This is a genomic window from Burkholderia sp. lig30, from assembly GCF_000687455.2.
In the GTDB taxonomy this organism is placed as follows: domain Bacteria; phylum Pseudomonadota; class Gammaproteobacteria; order Burkholderiales; family Burkholderiaceae; genus Burkholderia.
This window is the reverse complement of record NZ_JGVW01000074.1, coordinates 68869-84817: the sequence shown is the minus strand read 5'-3', so window position 1 is coordinate 84817 and position 15949 is coordinate 68869. Positions and strand designations below refer to the sequence as shown.

The following is a 15949-nucleotide window of genomic DNA, read 5'->3' as shown; positions in this document are numbered from 1 at the left end:
GCGGGGCCGATCGGCCCCGCCCGCCGAACGATCGGCGATTTCATTTCAACCAGCTTGCGGCGAAGAATAGCATCGCTCCCCGCCGCGAGAACCGAACAATCTGGTAACAGATTGTTCGCCAATTCGCGCAATCGGCGACTGCCCGGATCCCTGCGCCCTTCAGGCTTCCCCCAGCGCCGCCAGCGGATGCGCGAACAGCTTCCACGGCGACGTCAGGAAATGCCGCACCCGCTCGCCGCGCACCTCCGCGAGCGACATCGGCGCCCAGCGCGGCTTGCGATCCTTGTCGACGAGATGCGCGCGCACGCCCTCGCAGAAATCGCCTTCCTCGATCGCACGCGCGACGATGCCGAGTTCCATCCGGAACGACTCCGCGAGCGACATCTGCCGGCCGCGCAGCAGCGCCTCGCGCGTCACGCACAGCATCGTCGGCGAATACGTGGCGAGCGCGTCGAGGGTCGCCTGCAGCCAGTGGCGATGCTCGCGCGTCAGCTCGTCGCGCGCGAGTTCCTGATGCAGCGTCGCGACGATCCGCTCCACGCTCGAACGCTTGTCGAAATGGCGCACGATCCATGGCATCTGGCCGTCGAGCGCCGCGTGCGGAACGATGTTGCACGGCGGCGCGAACACGCGCCGCAGCTCCGTCAGCGCGTCGCCGTCCCATTTCGCGCTTTCGAGGCGCGTCTCGAACGTATCGAGCCACGACGACGGCACGCACAGATCCGCGAGCTTCGCGGTCAGCGCATCGGCGCCCGACAACATCGCGCCCGTCAGGCCGACGTACAGCTCCAGCTCCACCGGCATGCGCGCCAGGAAGTGCGTCGCGCCGACGTCCGGCAGCAGGCCGATGCGCGTCTCGGGCATCGCGATCTTGCTGCGCTCGGTCGTGACGCGCAGCGCCGCGCCTTGCGCGAGCCCCATGCCGCCGCCCATCGTGACACCATCCATCAGCGCGACGACCGGCTTCGGGAACGTGTGAATCGCGTAATCGAGCCGGTATTCGTCGACGAAGAACGCCAGCCAGCCCGCCTCGCGCTGCTTCGCCGCCCGGTACAGCTCGCGCACGTCGCCGCCCGCGCAAAAGCCCTTCTCGCCCGCGCCGCGCAGCACCACGGCGACGATCTGCTCGTCGCTGCGGCAGCGCTCCAGCAGCGTGGCCAGTTCCCGCACCATCGCGTGCGACAGCGCGTTGAGCGCCGCGGGCCGGTTCAGCGTGATCAGCGCCACGCGGTTCAGCACCCGGAACAGCACCTCGGGCGCGGCTTCGATACCGGCATCGTGCGTCGTCATCGGCGTGCTCATCGTCCTTCGTCTCCTTCGATTGTCCATTGCGGCGCGCGCTTGCCCAGGAACGCCGCCACGCCTTCGCGGGGGTCCGGCGTGTCGAACAGCCCGACGAAGCGTTCCCGCTCGACCGCCAGCGCCGCGCTGCGCGGCACGCCGCGCCGTGCGAGGCCGATCAGTTCCTTGCTCGCGGCCAGCGCGTGCGGGCTCTGCTGCGCGACCCGGCGTGCCAGCACCAGCGCCGCATCGCGCGACGCGCCGCTTTCGACCACGTCCTCGACGAGGCCGATGCGCAGCGCGGTCGGCGCATCGACGCGCGTGCCGGCGAGGATGATCTTCTTCGCCCAGCCTTCGCCGACGAGCCAGGGCAACGTCTGCGTGCCGAGGCCGCACGGCAGCAGCCCGACCGCCGGCTCGGGCAGCGCCATCTGCGCGTGCGTCTCGGCGACGCGCAGGTCGCATGCGAGCGCGCATTCGAGCCCGCCGCCCATCGCATAGCCGTTGATCGCCGCGATCGTCACGAAGCGCGCGTCGGACAACGCCTCGAACGCCGCGCCGAAGCGCGCGGCCATCGCGCGCGCGACCGCAGGGTCGCCGTCGGCGAACGTGTTCAGGTCGGCGCCCGCGCTGAAGAACTTCGGACCGTCACCGGTGATGACGAGCGCGCGCACGCGGTGATCCGCGTTGAGCGTGGCGACGGTCTTCTGCAGCTGCAGCAGCCCGTCGGCGGAAAACGCGTTGGCCGGCGGACGCTTGAGCGTCACGCACGCAATCGCGCCGTCGTCGACGTAATCGAGGTCAATCATCACGCGTCCTTTTTCGGTGCCGGTTGGTAAAGGCGGATCACCGCCGAGAAATCGAGCTGGCCGTCGCCGCGGCTGCTCATCGTCTGGTACAGCTGCTGCGCGAGCGCGCCGAGATAGACCGGCTGGCGCGCCTGCTTCGCCGCGTCGTTGGCGAGGCCGAGATCCTTCAGCATCAGGTCGGTGCCGAAGCCGCCCGTGTAGCCGCGCGACGACGGCGCGGTCTCGATCACGCCCGGATACGGGTTGTAGGTGTCCGAACTCCAGCAGCGGCCGGTCGACGTGTTGATGATGCCGGCCAGCACCTTCGGATCGATGCCGAGCGCGGCGCCGAGCGCCATCGATTCGGACACCGCCGCCATCGAGATGCCGAGCACGAGGTTGTTGCAGACCTTCGCGACCTGGCCCATCCCGGTCGCGCCGCAATGGACGATGTTCTTGCCCATGCCGGCGAGCACCGGCTTCACGCGCTCGAAATCGGCGTCGCTGCCGCCGACCATGAAGGTCAGCGTGCCGGCCGCCGCGCCGCCCGTGCCGCCGGAGACCGGCGCGTCGACGAACGCGCCGCCGCGTTCGCGCACCAGCGCGCCGAACGCCTGCGCGCTCGCCGGATCGATGGTGCTCGAATCGATCACCATCGCGCCCGCGCCGAGCCCGGCCAGCACGCCGTTGTCGCCCGTCAGCACCGAGCGCACGTGCGGCGCGGCCGGCAGCATCGTGATCACGAACGCGGCGCCCGAGGTCGCGTCGCGCGGCGACGCGGCCGGCTGCGCGCCCGCGTCCTGCAGCGCGCGCAGCACGTCGGCGCTCAGGTCGAACACGCTGACCTGATGCCCCGCGTTCAGCAGATTCAGCGCCATCGGCGCGCCCATGTGGCCGAGGCCGATAAATCCGATTTTCATCGTCGTCTCCAATGTCATGCGCTCAATGCAAACGGATCGTGGTGTTCACCGCGCCGGCCGTCGCGTCGTCGTCGAACCAGCGCGCGGTCACGGTTTTCGTCTGCGTGTAGAACTGCACGACCTGCTTGCCGTACGGGCCGAGGTCGCCGAGCTTCGAGCCGCGCGAGCCGGTAAAGCTGAAGAACGGCACCGGCACCGGGATCGGAATGTTGATGCCGACCTGGCCGACGTCGATCTCGCTCTGGAACTTGCGCGCCGCCGCGCCGCTCTGCGTGAACAGACCCACGCCGTTGCCGAACGGGTTCGCGTTGACGAGCGCGATCGCGTCGTCGAGCGAATCGGCCGTCAGCACCACCAGCACCGGCCCGAAAATCTCGCTCGTGTAGATCGACATGTCGGTCTTCACGTCCGCGAAGATCGTCGGGCCGATGAAGTTGCCCGCGTCGTAGCCCGGCACCTTCACGCCGCGGCCGTCGAGCACGAGCGTCGCGCCCTCCTTCACGCCCGCGTCGATCAGCGACAGCACGCGCGCCTTCGCCGCGCGCGACACGACCGGCCCGACGTCGGTGCCCGGCTCCGCGCCCGCGCTGACCTTCAGCGTCTTCGCCTTCGCGGCGATGTCGGCCAGCCAGTCGCGCGCGTCGCCGACCAGCACCGCGACCGAGGTCGCCATGCAGCGCTGCCCCGCCGCGCCGAACGCCGCGCCGACCAGCGCGTTGACCGTCTGCTCGCGGTTCGCGTCCGGCAGCACCACCGCGTGGTTCTTCGCGCCCATCATCGCCTGCACGCGCTTGCCGTGCTCGCTGCCGACGCGATACACGTGCGTGCCCACCGCCGTCGAACCGACGAACGAGATCGCCTTGATGAGCGGATGCGTGCAGATCGCATCGACGACTTCCTTGCCGCCGTGCACGACGTTCAGCACGCCCTTCGGCACGCCCGCCTCGACGGCCAGCTCGACGAGCTGCATGGTGGACAGCGGGTCCTGCTCCGACGGCTTCAGCACGAACGTGTTGCCGCAGACGATCGCCATCGGGAACATCCACAGCGGGATCATCGCGGGGAAGTTGAACGGCGTGATGCCCGCGCACACGCCGAGCGGCTGGCGCAGCGTATAGGTGTCGACGCCGCCCGCGACGTTCTCCGCGAATTCGCCGAGCTGCAGCGTGCCGACCGAGCACGCATGCTCGACGACTTCGAGGCCGCGGAAGATGTCGCCTTCGGCGTCGGGCAGCGTCTTGCCCTGCTCGGCGGTCAGCGTCTTCGCGATGCGCGACAGGTTCGTGCGCACCAGATCCTGGAACTTCAGCATGATGCGCATGCGCGCGGAAATCGGCGTGTTCTTCCACGACTCGAACGCGGCCTGCGCGGCGCGCACGGCCGCGTCGACTTCGGCCGCGGTCGTGAACGGCACGCGCGCCAGCACCTGCTGGGTGGCCGGATTGACGATGTCGCGCCACTCCTGGGTGGCGGACTCGACGAATTCGCCGTCGATCAGCAGCTTGACCGTCGGCACGTCTTGCCCCGTGCGGGGCGTCGGATTCGCGTTCATCGCTCAACTCTCCTTGCGATGGCCGGCCGCGAGCGGCGCTGCGCGGCCGGCCGGTTCATGTCGATGGCGGGCGGCCGCCGCGCGTGCGCGGCAGGCCGGGCCCCGCGGTCATTTCAGTTCGGCGGCGAAATCCTCTTCCCAGTACTCGCCCGGCATGCGCGCGGTCGCGTCTTCGCCGCGCTCGATCTCGCGGCGGCGCAGCTCGACGCGGCGGATCTTGCCGGAGATCGTCTTCGGCAGCTCGGCGAACTGCAGCCGGCGGATGCGCTTGTACGGCGCGAGCTTCTCGCGCGAGAAGCGGAAGATCTCGACCGCGAGCGCGGCGCTCGGCTCGTAGCCCTGGCGCAGCGTAATGAACGTCTTCGGCACCGACAGGCGCAGCGGGTCCGGGCTCGGCACGACCGCCGCCTCGGCGATCGCCGGGTGCTCGATCAGCACGCTTTCCAGCTCGAACGGGCTCAGCCGGTAGTCGGACGACTTGAACACGTCGTCCGCGCGGCCGATGTAGACGAAATAACCGTCGTCGCGGCGCATCGCGATGTCGGAGGTGCGGTAGTGGCCGTCGCGCATCGCATACGCCGTCGCGTCGGGATTGTTCGCGTAGCCCTTCATCAGGCCGACCGGACGCGGCACGTCCGGACCGACCGGCAGCGCGACCTCGCCTTCGCCGACGGGCACGCCGTCCGGGTCGAGCAGCGCTATACGGTAGCCGGGCATCGGCCGCCCCATCGAGCCGGCCACCACCGGCTGGCCGGGCGGGTTGCCGATCAGGCAGGTGGTCTCGGTCTGGCCGTAGCCGTCGCGGATCGTCACGCCCCACGCGTGCTTCACGCGCTCGATGATTTCCGGGTTGAGCGGCTCGCCCGCGCCGACGATCTCGCGCAGCTTCACGTCGAACGACGCGAGCGGCTGCTGCACCAGCATCCGCCAGACGGTCGGCGGCGCGCACATCGTCGTCACCTGGTACTTGACGAGCGCGTCGAGCACGGCTTTCGGCTCGAAGCGCGCGTAGTTGAACGCGAACACGCACGCCTGCGCGTTCCACGGCGCGTAGAAGCAGCTCCACGCATGCTTCGCCCAGCCGGGCGAGCTGATGTTCCAGTGGATGTCGCCGGGCTGCAGGCCGACCCAGTACATCGTGCTCAGGTTGCCGACCGGATAGGTGCGGTGGGTGTGCTCGACGAGCTTCGGCTTCGACGTCGTACCCGACGTGAAATACAACAGCATCGGATCGTTCGCGTGCGTGACGCCGTCCGGCTCGAACGCGGCCGGCGCCGCATAGCCGTCGTTCATCGCCAGCCAGCCCGCGCGCGGCGCGCCCGCGACGATCTTCGTCAGGTCGAGGCCCGGCTGCTCGAATTTCGCCGCCTCGTGCTCGTCGACGATCGCGAACGTCGCGCCGCCGATCTGCACGCGGTCGCGCACGTCTTCGGGGGACAGCTGCGTGGTCGCGGGCAGCACGACCGCGCCGAGCTTCATCGCGGCGAGCATCGCGTCCCACAGCTCGACGCGGTTCGGCAGCATCAGCAGAATCCGGTCGCCGCGCGCGACACCCACGCCGCGCAGCCAGTTCGCGATCCGCGACGAGCGCTCGGACATCTGCGCGAACGAGTAGCGCGCGCCGTCGCTCCCTGCCACGTCGACGATCCACAGCGCGGGGCTGTCGTTGCCGCGCGCCATCGGGTCGAAGTAGTCGAGTGCCCAGTTGAACGTCTCGAGCACCGGCCATTGAAACTCGCGGTAGGCGGTTTCGTAGTCGGTGCGATGGCGCAGCAGGAAATCGCGTGCGTCCAGGAAAGCCGGTGCCGTCATTTTGTCGTCTCCATGTCGGCCAGCGTTGGTGCTTTAGCACTTACGCTGGTCCCACCCACTAGGGCGTCGATCCGAGTTAGTGCTTTAGCACTTACCCACGCCACGAATGCCCGGCGGCCGTTTACCGGTCTCTGCCAGGCATGCTTGCTGCCATTACGGTGAACGGCGCGGCGTCACAGCTGCCGCGCGATCACCATCCTCTGCACTTCGCTGGTTCCCTCGTAAATCTGCGTGATGCGCGCATCGCGATAATGGCGCTCGACTTCATAGTCGGCGAGATAGCCGTAGCCGCCATGGATCTGGATCGCCTCCGAGCACACCCGTTCGGCCATCTCCGACGCGAACAGCTTCGCCTGCGATGCTTCCGACAGGCACGGCAGCCCGGCCGTGCGCAGCTTCGCCGCGTGATGCACGAGCAGGCGCGCGGCGTTGATCTGGGTGGCCATGTCGGCGAGCTTCTGCGCGATCGCCTGATGCTCGTTGAGCGGCTTGCCGAACTGCACGCGCTCGCCCGCATAGCGGCGCGCCTTGTCGAACGCGGCGCGCGCGATGCCGACCGCCTGCGCGGCGATGCCGATGCGGCCGCCCTCCAGGTTCGACAGCGCGATCTTGAGGCCTTCGCCGCGCGTGCCGAGCAGGTTCGATTCGGGGATCGTGCAGTTGTCGAGCGTGATCGGGCAGGTGTCCGACGCGCGGATGCCCATCTTCTTCTCCGGCTTGCCGACGATGAAGCCCGGCGTGTCGGTCGGCACGAGGAACGCGGAGAGGCCGCGCTTGCCCTTGTCCGGGTCGGTGACCGCAAAGACGATCGCGAGGCCCGCGCGCTTGCCGTTGGTCACGAACTGCTTGGCGCCGTTCAGCACCCACTGCCCGTCGCGCAGCTCCGCGCGGGTGCGCAGGTTGTGCGCCTCGGAGCCGGCCTGCGGCTCGGTCAGGCAGAACGCGCCGATCGTGCGGCCCGTCGCGAGCTCGCCCAGCCAGCGCTCCTGCTGCGCCGGCGTGCCGAAGGCCAGAATCGGCCCGCAGCCGACCGAGTTGTGCACGCTCATCATCGTCGAGCACGCGGCGTCGCCGGCGGCGACTTCCTCGATCGCGAGCGCGTAAGCGACGTAATCCGTATACGAACCGCCCCATTCCTGCGGGACGATCATCCCGAGCAGGCCCAGTTCACCCATCTGCGCGACGATCTCGTCCGGCAGGCGGGCGTCGAGATCCCATTGCGCGGCGTTCGGCGCCAGCACCTCGGTGGCAAAATCGCGCGCGGCGTCCCGAATCATCCGCTGGTCTTCGGTATAGAGCTCGTCCATGGCGCTGCTGTCTCCTGGCGGCCGGCAAGACGCGGCCGCGTAATGTTTTGATGGATAAAGTGTAGGCAAGCGCGCGGCAGTGTTCGATGCTCGCACCGCTCATTTACACTGAGCGTTTTTGCCATAGCGGCGCCGCGCGCCGCCCGCCGATGAAGCAGGAAGACAAAGGAACCGTCGCGATCAGCCTCGTCGCGGTCAGCGTCGCGCTCGCCGTGCGGCGCGGCGTGCCCGCCGACGCGCTGCTGGAGCGGGCCGGCATCGCGCCCGCGCTGCTCGACGAGCCACGCGCGCGGGTGTCCGCGCAGCAGTACGGCGCGCTGTGGAACGCGATTGCCCGCACGCTCGACGACGAATTCTTCGGTCAGGACAGCCATCCGATGCGAAGCGGCAGCTTCATCGCGATGAGCCAGGCGGCGCTGACCGCGCGCGACGGCCTGCACGCGCTGGCGCGCGCAGTGAATTTCATGCACTGCGTGCTCGACGACCTGCACGCCGAGGTCGACGCGAACCCGCAGCGCGTGCGGCTACGCTTCGTGCACCGCAACAACGCGCCGGTGCCGGCGATGTTCACGTATGCGACCTATTTCATCATCGTCTACGGGCTCACCTGCTGGCTGATCGGCCGGCGCATCCCGCTGCTGCACGCGAGCTTCCGCTGCGACACGCCGCCCGTCGAGCACGAGTATCCGTCGATGTTCTGCGACGACATGCGTTTCAACCAGCTGGAGTCGTACGTCGACTTCGATCCCGAATTCGCGACGCTGCCGGTCCTGCAGACCGCCGCGACGCTGAAGACCTTCCTGCGCAACGCACCGGCCAGCTTCATCGTCAAGTACCGCAACCCGAACGCGCTCGCGCAGCGGGTGCGCACGGTGCTGCGCGGCCTGCCGCCCGCCGCGTGGCCGGGCGCGGCCGAGATGGCCGACCGGCTCCACGTCGCCGAGGCGACGCTGCGCCGCAAGCTGCATCAGGAAGGCCACGCGTACCAGTCGATCAAGGACGCGCTGCGGCGCGACCTCGCGTACGAGGCCCTCGCCGATCCGTCGCGCACGATCGCCGACGTCGCCGCGGCCGCCGGCTTCGCCGAGCCGAGCGCGTTCTATCGCGCGTTCCGCAAATGGAGCGGGCGCAGCCCCGCCGACTACCGCGACGAGGCGCTGCGAACGCGGGCCGGATCGCGCTTTGCGCAGAAACCGCCTAATCTTTAAACATCGGGCCATAGCCCTTTTTTGTGGGGCGGAGGGCGCGCGGCCGCGCGTCGTCCGGCCGTCGCGATGCGCTTTCATCCTCCCTGGCAGCCGCCGGCGCACGACACGCCGGATCGTCACCCGCACCATCCGCTTCCGGCGCGGGTCGCGCGTGCCGCGCTGTTCGCGGCGCTGCTCGTCGTCTGTGCCGTCGCCGCCGCGCCTCCGGCTACGCCAGCCGCCTCCGCGCGGCCGCCCGTCGTCGTGATTCCGGTCAACGGCGCGATCGGGCCTGCGAGCGCGGATTTCATCGTCCGCTCGCTCGGCCGCGCGGCACGCGAGCGCGCGCCGCTCGCGATCCTCCAGCTCGACACGCCGGGCGGCCTCGACACGTCGATGCGGCAGATCATCAAGGCGATCCTCGCGTCGCCGGTGCCGGTCGCCGCGTTCGTCGCGCCGAGCGGCGCGCGCGCGGCGAGCGCCGGCACCTATATCGTGTATGCGAGCCACATCGCGGCAATGGCGCCCGGCACCAACCTCGGCGCGGCGTCGCCCGTGCAGATAGGCATCGGCGGCGGCGGCGCGCCCGGCGGCAACCCGGCGCAGCAGCCGGGCGCGAAGCCCGCGTCGGACGCGCTGCCCACCGACACCGCGTCGACCGAGATCCGCAAGGCGATGCAGGACGCCTCCGCGTACATCCGCGGGCTCGCGCAATTGCGGGGCCGCAACGCGGCATGGGCCGAGCGTGCGGTGCGCGAGGCGGTGAGTTTGTCCGCCGACGAGGCGCGCGCGCAGCATGTCGTCGACCTGATCGCGCAGGACCCGGCCGATCTCGCGCGCCAGCTCGACGGCCGCACCGTCACGACCGCCGCGGGCGCGCAACGCATCGCCACCGCGCACGCGTCGCTCGACGTCGTCGAGCCGGACTGGCGCAACCGCTTCCTCAGCATCATCGCGGACCCGAACGTCGCGCTGATCCTGCTGACGATCGGCATCTACGGCCTGTTCTTCGAATTCGCGAATCCCGGCTTCGTGCTGCCGGGCGTCGTCGGCACCATCTGCCTGCTGGTCGGCCTGTTCGCGATGCAGCTGCTGCCCGTCAACTACGCGGGCCTTGCGCTCGTGCTGATCGGCCTCGCGTGCCTGATCGCCGAGGCGTTCCTGCCGACCTTCGGCGTGCTCGGCTTCGGCGGGATCGCGTCGTTCGCGATCGGCGCGCTGATGCTGATCGATACCGACGTGCCGGGCTACGGCATCCCGTGGCCGTTGATCGTGGGGCTTGCGGGCGGCGGCGCGCTGTTCGTCACGGCCGTGTCGAGCGTCGCGCTGCGCGCGCGGCACCGCCCGATCGTCAGCGGCGCCGAGGCGATCATCGGCAGCATCGGCGAAGTACTCGACGACGGGCTCAAGCCCGACCAGCCGCCGACTGCCGCCGGCCACCCGCCGTCCGCCGCCGGCTGGGCGCTGATCCACGGCGAGCGCTGGCGCGTCGCGTGCCATGTGCCGCTCGCGCCCGGCTGCCGGGTCCGCGTCACCGGCCGCAGCGGACTGCTGCTGACCGTCGCGCCGCTCTACGAAACGCCGTCATCCCAAGGAGAAAAATCATGATCGGCTACACGTTCGGATTCAGCAGCATGCTGATCGTGTTCGCGGTGCTGCTCGTCGCATCGTCGATCCGCATCTTCCGCGAATACGAGCGCGGCGTCGTGTTCATGCTCGGCCGCTTCTGGAAGGTCAAGGGGCCGGGACTCGTGCTGATCATCCCGGTCGTGCAGCAGGTGGTGCGCATCGACCTGCGGACCGTCGTGTTCGACGTGCCCGCGCAGGACGTGATCACGCGCGACAACGTGTCGGTGAAGGTCAGCGCGGTGGTGTATTTCCGGGTCGTCGATCCGGAGAAGGCCGTGATCCAGGTCGCGCGCTTTTTCGAGGCGACGAGCCAGCTCGCGCAGACCACGCTGCGCTCGGTGCTCGGCAAGCACGAACTGGACGCGCTGCTCGCCGAGCGCGAGCAACTCAATGCCGACATCCAGAAGACTCTCGACGCGCAGACCGATGCGTGGGGCGTCAAGGTGTCGATGGTCGAGATCAAGCACGTGGACCTGAACGAAACGATGATCCGCGCGATCGCGCGCCAGGCCGAAGCCGAGCGCGAGCGGCGCGCGAAGGTGATTCATGCGGAAGGCGAGCTGCAGGCGTCCGAGAAGCTGCTGCAAGCGGCGCAGCGGCTCGCGCAGCAGCCGCAGGCGATGCAGTTGCGCTATCTGCAGACGCTGACGACGATCGCCGCCGACAAGAACTCGACGATCGTGTTTCCATTGCCGATCGATTTGCTGACGGCGGTGCTCGATCGCTTCAGTGCGCCGCGCGAGCGCTGACGGGGGCGATTCCGGCCGGCCCTGCTACCGGTACTCGTCGATTTCGATGGTGCCGCCGAGCGACGCCATCATGGCCCGAATATCCTCGAGCACGTGCGGCACGCAGCACAACGGACGCACGTCCGCGTGAAATGCGTACAATCGCGGCTTCATTTCCCAAAGAGGTGCCGCGATGGCCATGAAGAAAACCGATCTCGAGAAGAACAAGGCACTCAAGCTGACCCACGCGATGAAGCAGTCGGCGTCCGCGCGCTTCGGCAAAGGCAGCGAAGCGGCCCAGCTCGACCGCCGGGCACAGCGCAAGCTCGATCAGGAACAGGGCCTCGTGCCGTTCGCGTGCAAACTGAACGCCGAGCTGGTCGAACAGCTCAAGGCGCGCGCGGCCACGCATCCCGAAGGCATGACCGGCCTGCTGACCGAGCTGCTGAAAGGCGCGTTCGACCAGGCCGGCGCATAAGCCCCGGCCATCCCGAAAATTTTCGTTGACAGCACCGCGACGCAACGACACACTCTTCGACATGCAAACGCTCAAGCCCATCGCCATCGCGATTAATCACCCAGTGAACGCCATTCACGGCGAGTCACCGGGAGAGCTTGTGCGTTAGCATCTGCAGCAGCGCTGCATGTCACAAGGCCTCGCCGGAAACGGATGAGGCCTTTTGTTTTGGTGCGCGTCATCCGCCCGGCTCAACGGATGGAGATGACGATGGATCAAGCCGGTCAGTTGTTTGTTCGTCCCGATCTGCGCCGCCAAGACGCGATCGCCCTGCCGAGAGTCGTGATTCACTTCGCCGTCGCGCCGCACGCGACGATGACGTGGCGCGCGCACCGCGACGCGGAGATTCGCGCACACAACGTGGCGCTATGGCTCACACGCCCGCCCTGCGTCGACGATTTCTGGATCCGGCCGGGCGAGACGATGCGCATCAGGCGCGGCGAACGCATCTGGCTGAGCGCCGACGGCGAGCGCCCGGCGGAGGTGTCGATCATGACCGCGTACGAGCGCCGCGGCGAAAGACTGCGGCGCGCGTTCGCGGATCTGCGGCGCTTCGCGCGCGAGCGATGGCGAAGGCGTGCATGAGCCTTGAATCGAGCCGCCCCTAAAAGGCCGCGCAAAGCCGCGCGCGATCATGCGCGTGGCATGCCCCGCACGCGCAACTGCACGCCCGGCCTCGCTGGCGCGTGCGGCATGACGCGTGCGCGCATGGCACGCCGAAACGTGCCACGCGATGCCGCACGAAGCGCAAGGACAGCGTCAGGTACTGGCCGCGAGCCGCGGCCCCGCCGCACGGGGACTGACCTCGACCTCCGGCTTTTGCGACGGCTGTGCGCTGACCCAGGGCTCGATGCCTTGCCGCTGCACCTCCTCGAGAAACGACACCCGCGTACGCCAGTAATCCGCCTGCAATTTCGCGTCGATGACACGCTGTTCCGCGGTAAACAGTTCCATCCGCGCATTGACGAGCATCGACGCAGCGGTTTTCTCCGGCGTCGGGGCGTGCCGCATTGCCCAACGGCTGATCCAGTTCAACATGCTGACCTCCGTGATGACGGACGAACTCGCACCGGGCAATCGATCTGACCGCGCGCGCTTGCCCGGACGCGCGACGATGGCCTTCGCATCGCGCAGCCGGGTGGTGCGCCGGCCGCCTTCCCTGCGATAGCGACGAACCGCCCGGCATGTGCGCGAGCGGTTTCAGTATCCTAGAAACAGTTCTCGATTTATGCGATCCGGTTTTGCATTCATTTACACACAAAAACCACAGTCCGACAGGCCCGCGAAAATGACAGTTGCGCAGTGCGCGCCTTCAGGGCAGCATAGCCGGATTCCATCGCGACACCCCGGGATCATCCGACGAATCAAGCGCGCCGTGACGTCATGCGGTGCCTCTGCTCCGATCCAGCATGACGGTCATCGATGGCAGAAATATGTCGTTGTCCCGTCACCGGGACAGGCCGACACCAACGCGGAAAATCCGCTGCGTCAGCGTCGCGGTCGCGCCTGACGCCTGCCAAACGGGCGGCGACTCATCCTCAAACCGACATTCCCCATCCGGATAATTATCTGCAATCCAAAGTATCTTCGACCTTGGTTATTTTCCGGATCCCGTCCTTCCGCTTCATGAATACCAGCACGCCCACCTTGTCCTTCGAACCGAACGTGACCGGCACGACTGCCACGCCGTCATTTATGGCCATGTAACCGTGACCGGATGGCCTGGCACGGCTTCCGCCTCAAGCCATTCGTCATCCTTTGTTTATCCAGGACGCCACCTTTCGATATTCATACAAATACACAACAGACAGCCTTCTTTCCCAGCCCCCCACGCTAAAAACAGCCGTTGCCACGCCCGCCCCGGTACGTGCCGACGCGCCATCGACCCGTTCCCATGCCGGTCCGCCACGGCACGCGACAGCCGCAAATATCGTCCGGCCCTTCTCCGCTATTACAATCCCGCCGTTAGCCGAACCCCAGTGGCTGGTTAAAGTACCGCCGCGTCGCCCGTTCACCCCCTCGACGCGGCATGCAACACGACAATCCCAACGGAGAAACGCCTTCATGGAATCCATCAAACGGTATTTCGGCTTCGCTGAAGCCGGCACCGACCTACGCACCGAAATACTCGCGGGCGTCACCACCTTCCTGACGATGGCCTACATCATCTTCGTCAACCCGTCGATCCTCGGCGACGCCGGCATGCCCAAGGCATCCGTATTCGTCGCGACCTGCATCGTCGCCGCGCTCGCGTCGCTGATCATGGGCCTCTACGCGAACTACCCGATCGCGTGCGCACCCGGCATGGGGCTGAACGCCTACTTCGCGTATACCGTCGTCAAGGGGCTCGGCTTCACCTGGCAGGCGGCGCTCGGCGCGGTGTTCATCTCCGGCTGCCTGTTCCTCGTCGTCACGCTGTTCCGCGTGCGCGAGGCGATCGTCAACGGCATTCCGAAATCGCTGCGCATCTCGATCACGTCGGGCATCGGCCTGTTCCTCGGCATCATCTCGCTGAAGACCTCGGGCGTGATCGTCGGCAATCCGGCCACGCTCGTCACGCTCGGCGATCTGCACAAGCCCACCACGGTCCTCGCGATCATCGGCTTCTTCACGATCGTCACGCTCGATTTCCTGCGCGTGCGCGGCGCGATCCTGATCGGCATCCTCGCGGTCACGATCCTGTCGTTCTTCTTCGGCGGCAACGAGTTCCACGGCGTGTTCTCCGCGCCGCCGTCGATCGACGCGACGCTGTTCAAGCTCGACATCGGCGCGGCGCTGTCGACCGGCATCGTCAACGTGATCCTCGTGTTCTTCCTCGTCGAGCTGTTCGACGCGACGGGCACGCTGATGGGCGTCGCGAACCGCGCCGGCCTGCTCGTCGAGGGCAAGATGGACCGCCTGAACAAGGCGCTGCTCGCCGACAGCTCCGCGATCGTCGCCGGCTCGCTGCTCGGCACCTCGTCGACCACCGCGTACATCGAAAGCGCGTCCGGCGTGCAGGCCGGCGGCCGCACCGGCGTCACCGCGATCACCGTCGCGGTGCTGTTCCTCGCGTGCCTGTTCATCGCGCCGCTCGCCGGCGTCGTGCCGGGGTATGCGACCGCGCCCGCGCTGCTTTACGTATCGTGCCTGATGCTGCGCGACATGGTCGACGTGCCGTGGGACGACGCGACGGAAGCCGTGCCCGCCGCCCTCACCGCGCTGCTGATGCCGTTTACGTATTCGATCGCCAACGGCGTCGCGTTCGGCTTCATCGCATACGGCGGCCTCAAGCTGCTGACGGGTCAGGTTCGTCAGGTCAAGCCGATCGTCTGGATCATCGCGGCGGTCTTCCTGTTCCGCTTCTTCTATCTGAGCAGCGAATAAGCGCACGCGCCGCCGCAATGCGTCGAAGCGGCACGCGCAGGGTTTTTGTACCTTGCGTTGGCACCCATATCTGCCATTCTGAATCGCATAAGGGACGCACTTTCGACGCGAGTGGCGCTGAAGCCAGGCGAGTGGCGCTTTCGGTACCTGAGTGCTGAAGTCGAACTGTCGGCAAGGAGGTCGTATGGAACTGCACATTCAATCACACCATTGGGAACGGCGCATGCCCGACTGGCTCGCCGCTGCCGTGGCCGGTGTCGCGGGTGGTGCCCTGGTGATGGTGCTGGAACTCCTCTGGTCGACCATCGTGCTCAATGAAAGCCCGTGGCGACCGGCTCACAAGATCGCGGCGATGGTGATGGGGTCGGGTGCGCTCGACCAGATCTCGCTCTTCAGCCTTGGCATCGTGGTAACGGCGCTGGTCCTGCACTACGTGCTCGGCGCCATCATGGGGATGATTCTCGGCGCGGTCATTGCGCCTTTCCGCTTCGATTCGAGCATGGGCATGGAGGCCGTCATCGGGCTCGCCTTCGGGATCGTCGCGTATGGGTGGAACTTCTACGTCATGACGGCCGTGTTCCCCTGGTTCGTCTCGGAGCGGGGTGCCGGCCCCTTGTTGGCAAACCTGCTGTTTGGCGCGGTCACAGCCATCGTCTACGGCATGCTGGAACGGCGCAAGCAGGACGCGATGCACTGACGCGCCGCTTTTTCCGCCGCGCCGATCGGCTCCGTTCACGTGTGAACAAACGCCAAACACCCGGCGCCCTCGGGAGACGGCCGCCTCGGCAACCGATGCCGAAGGCGGCCGTTTTGCCTTGCATCGCAGCAAATGACGCGTCCATTCGCGCGATCCGGATAGGGG

Annotated in this window: 15 protein-coding genes; 7 read left to right on the top strand and 8 right to left on the bottom strand. The window is 67.8% G+C overall.

The annotated features are described in order from the left end of the window. Positions 1–159: 159 nt before the first annotated feature. From LIG30_RS12160 to LIG30_RS12135, 6 genes are all read right to left on the bottom strand, one after another. Positions 160–1302, bottom strand: a complete 1143-nt coding sequence (locus LIG30_RS12160) for an enoyl-CoA hydratase/isomerase family protein (RefSeq protein ID WP_038712447.1) — start codon at positions 1300–1302, stop codon at positions 160–162. Continuing rightward, positions 1299–2090 carry an enoyl-CoA hydratase gene (locus LIG30_RS12155; protein ID WP_038712444.1) on the bottom strand — a complete coding sequence of 264 codons (792 nt, stop codon included), beginning with the start codon at positions 2088–2090 and terminating at the stop codon, positions 1299–1301. The genes LIG30_RS12160 and LIG30_RS12155 overlap by 4 nt, the downstream gene beginning before the upstream one ends. Continuing rightward, positions 2090–2989: a 3-hydroxyisobutyrate dehydrogenase gene (mmsB, locus tag LIG30_RS12150; protein ID WP_038712465.1), complete on the bottom strand. Its 900-nt coding sequence runs from the start codon at positions 2987–2989 to the stop codon at positions 2090–2092. Before mmsB ends, LIG30_RS12155 begins: the two co-directional genes overlap by 1 nt. Positions 2990–3011: 22 nt before the next feature. Further along, entirely contained in the window at positions 3012–4541 is a 1530-nt protein-coding gene (locus tag LIG30_RS12145; RefSeq protein ID WP_038712443.1) for a CoA-acylating methylmalonate-semialdehyde dehydrogenase, read from the bottom strand. A gap of 108 nt (positions 4542–4649) precedes the next feature. Next, on the bottom strand, positions 4650–6353 hold the full coding sequence (locus tag LIG30_RS12140) for an AMP-binding protein (RefSeq protein WP_038712440.1): 1704 nt from the start codon (positions 6351–6353) through the stop codon (positions 4650–4652). A 173-nt stretch (positions 6354–6526) separates the two neighbouring features. Further along, complete coding sequence (locus LIG30_RS12135; protein ID WP_038712438.1) at positions 6527–7660, bottom strand: acyl-CoA dehydrogenase family protein; 1134 nt, start codon at positions 7658–7660, stop codon at positions 6527–6529. Positions 7661–7809: 149 nt separating this feature from the next. Between LIG30_RS12135 and LIG30_RS12130 the strand changes: the two genes are divergently transcribed. The 3 genes from LIG30_RS12130 (at position 7810) to LIG30_RS12120 (ending at position 11225) form a co-directional block, all read left to right on the top strand. Further along, positions 7810–8868, top strand: coding sequence for an AraC family transcriptional regulator (locus tag LIG30_RS12130; RefSeq protein WP_038712437.1), 1059 nt, complete (start codon positions 7810–7812; stop codon positions 8866–8868). A gap of 66 nt (positions 8869–8934) precedes the next feature. Then, the gene (locus tag LIG30_RS12125; protein WP_038712463.1) at positions 8935–10455 is read left to right on the top strand and encodes an NfeD family protein; all 1521 of its coding nucleotides are present in this window, start codon (positions 8935–8937) and stop codon (positions 10453–10455) included. Continuing rightward, a complete protein-coding gene (locus LIG30_RS12120; RefSeq protein ID WP_038712434.1) occupies positions 10452–11225 on the top strand; it encodes a slipin family protein in 774 nt (257 codons plus the stop codon). The genes LIG30_RS12125 and LIG30_RS12120 overlap by 4 nt, the downstream gene beginning before the upstream one ends. A 24-nt stretch (positions 11226–11249) precedes the next feature. Here LIG30_RS12120 and LIG30_RS26800 read toward each other — a convergent pair whose 3' ends face one another. After that, on the bottom strand, positions 11250–11405 hold the full coding sequence (locus LIG30_RS26800) for a hypothetical protein (protein ID WP_160326693.1): 156 nt from the start codon (positions 11403–11405) through the stop codon (positions 11250–11252). Here LIG30_RS26800 and LIG30_RS12115 point away from each other — a divergent pair. Continuing rightward, a complete protein-coding gene (locus LIG30_RS12115) occupies positions 11398–11682 on the top strand; it encodes a hypothetical protein (RefSeq protein ID WP_038712433.1) in 285 nt (94 codons plus the stop codon). The genes LIG30_RS26800 and LIG30_RS12115 overlap by 8 nt on opposite strands. A gap of 249 nt (positions 11683–11931) precedes the next feature. After that, positions 11932–12306: a DUF2917 domain-containing protein gene (locus tag LIG30_RS12110; RefSeq protein ID WP_038712460.1), complete on the top strand. Its 375-nt coding sequence runs from the start codon at positions 11932–11934 to the stop codon at positions 12304–12306. A 174-nt stretch (positions 12307–12480) separates the two neighbouring features. On the opposite strand, the gene LIG30_RS12105 is transcribed toward LIG30_RS12110, so the two are convergent. Next, the gene (locus tag LIG30_RS12105; RefSeq protein WP_038712459.1) at positions 12481–12759 is read right to left on the bottom strand and encodes a hypothetical protein; all 279 of its coding nucleotides are present in this window, start codon (positions 12757–12759) and stop codon (positions 12481–12483) included. A gap of 1026 nt (positions 12760–13785) precedes the next feature. Between LIG30_RS12105 and LIG30_RS12100 the strand changes: the two genes are divergently transcribed. Then, on the top strand, positions 13786–15087 hold the full coding sequence (locus LIG30_RS12100) for an NCS2 family permease (RefSeq protein WP_038712430.1): 1302 nt from the start codon (positions 13786–13788) through the stop codon (positions 15085–15087). A 184-nt stretch (positions 15088–15271) separates the two neighbouring features. Then, complete coding sequence (locus tag LIG30_RS12095) at positions 15272–15784, top strand: hypothetical protein (protein WP_038712428.1); 513 nt, start codon at positions 15272–15274, stop codon at positions 15782–15784. Positions 15785–15949 lie beyond the last annotated feature (165 nt).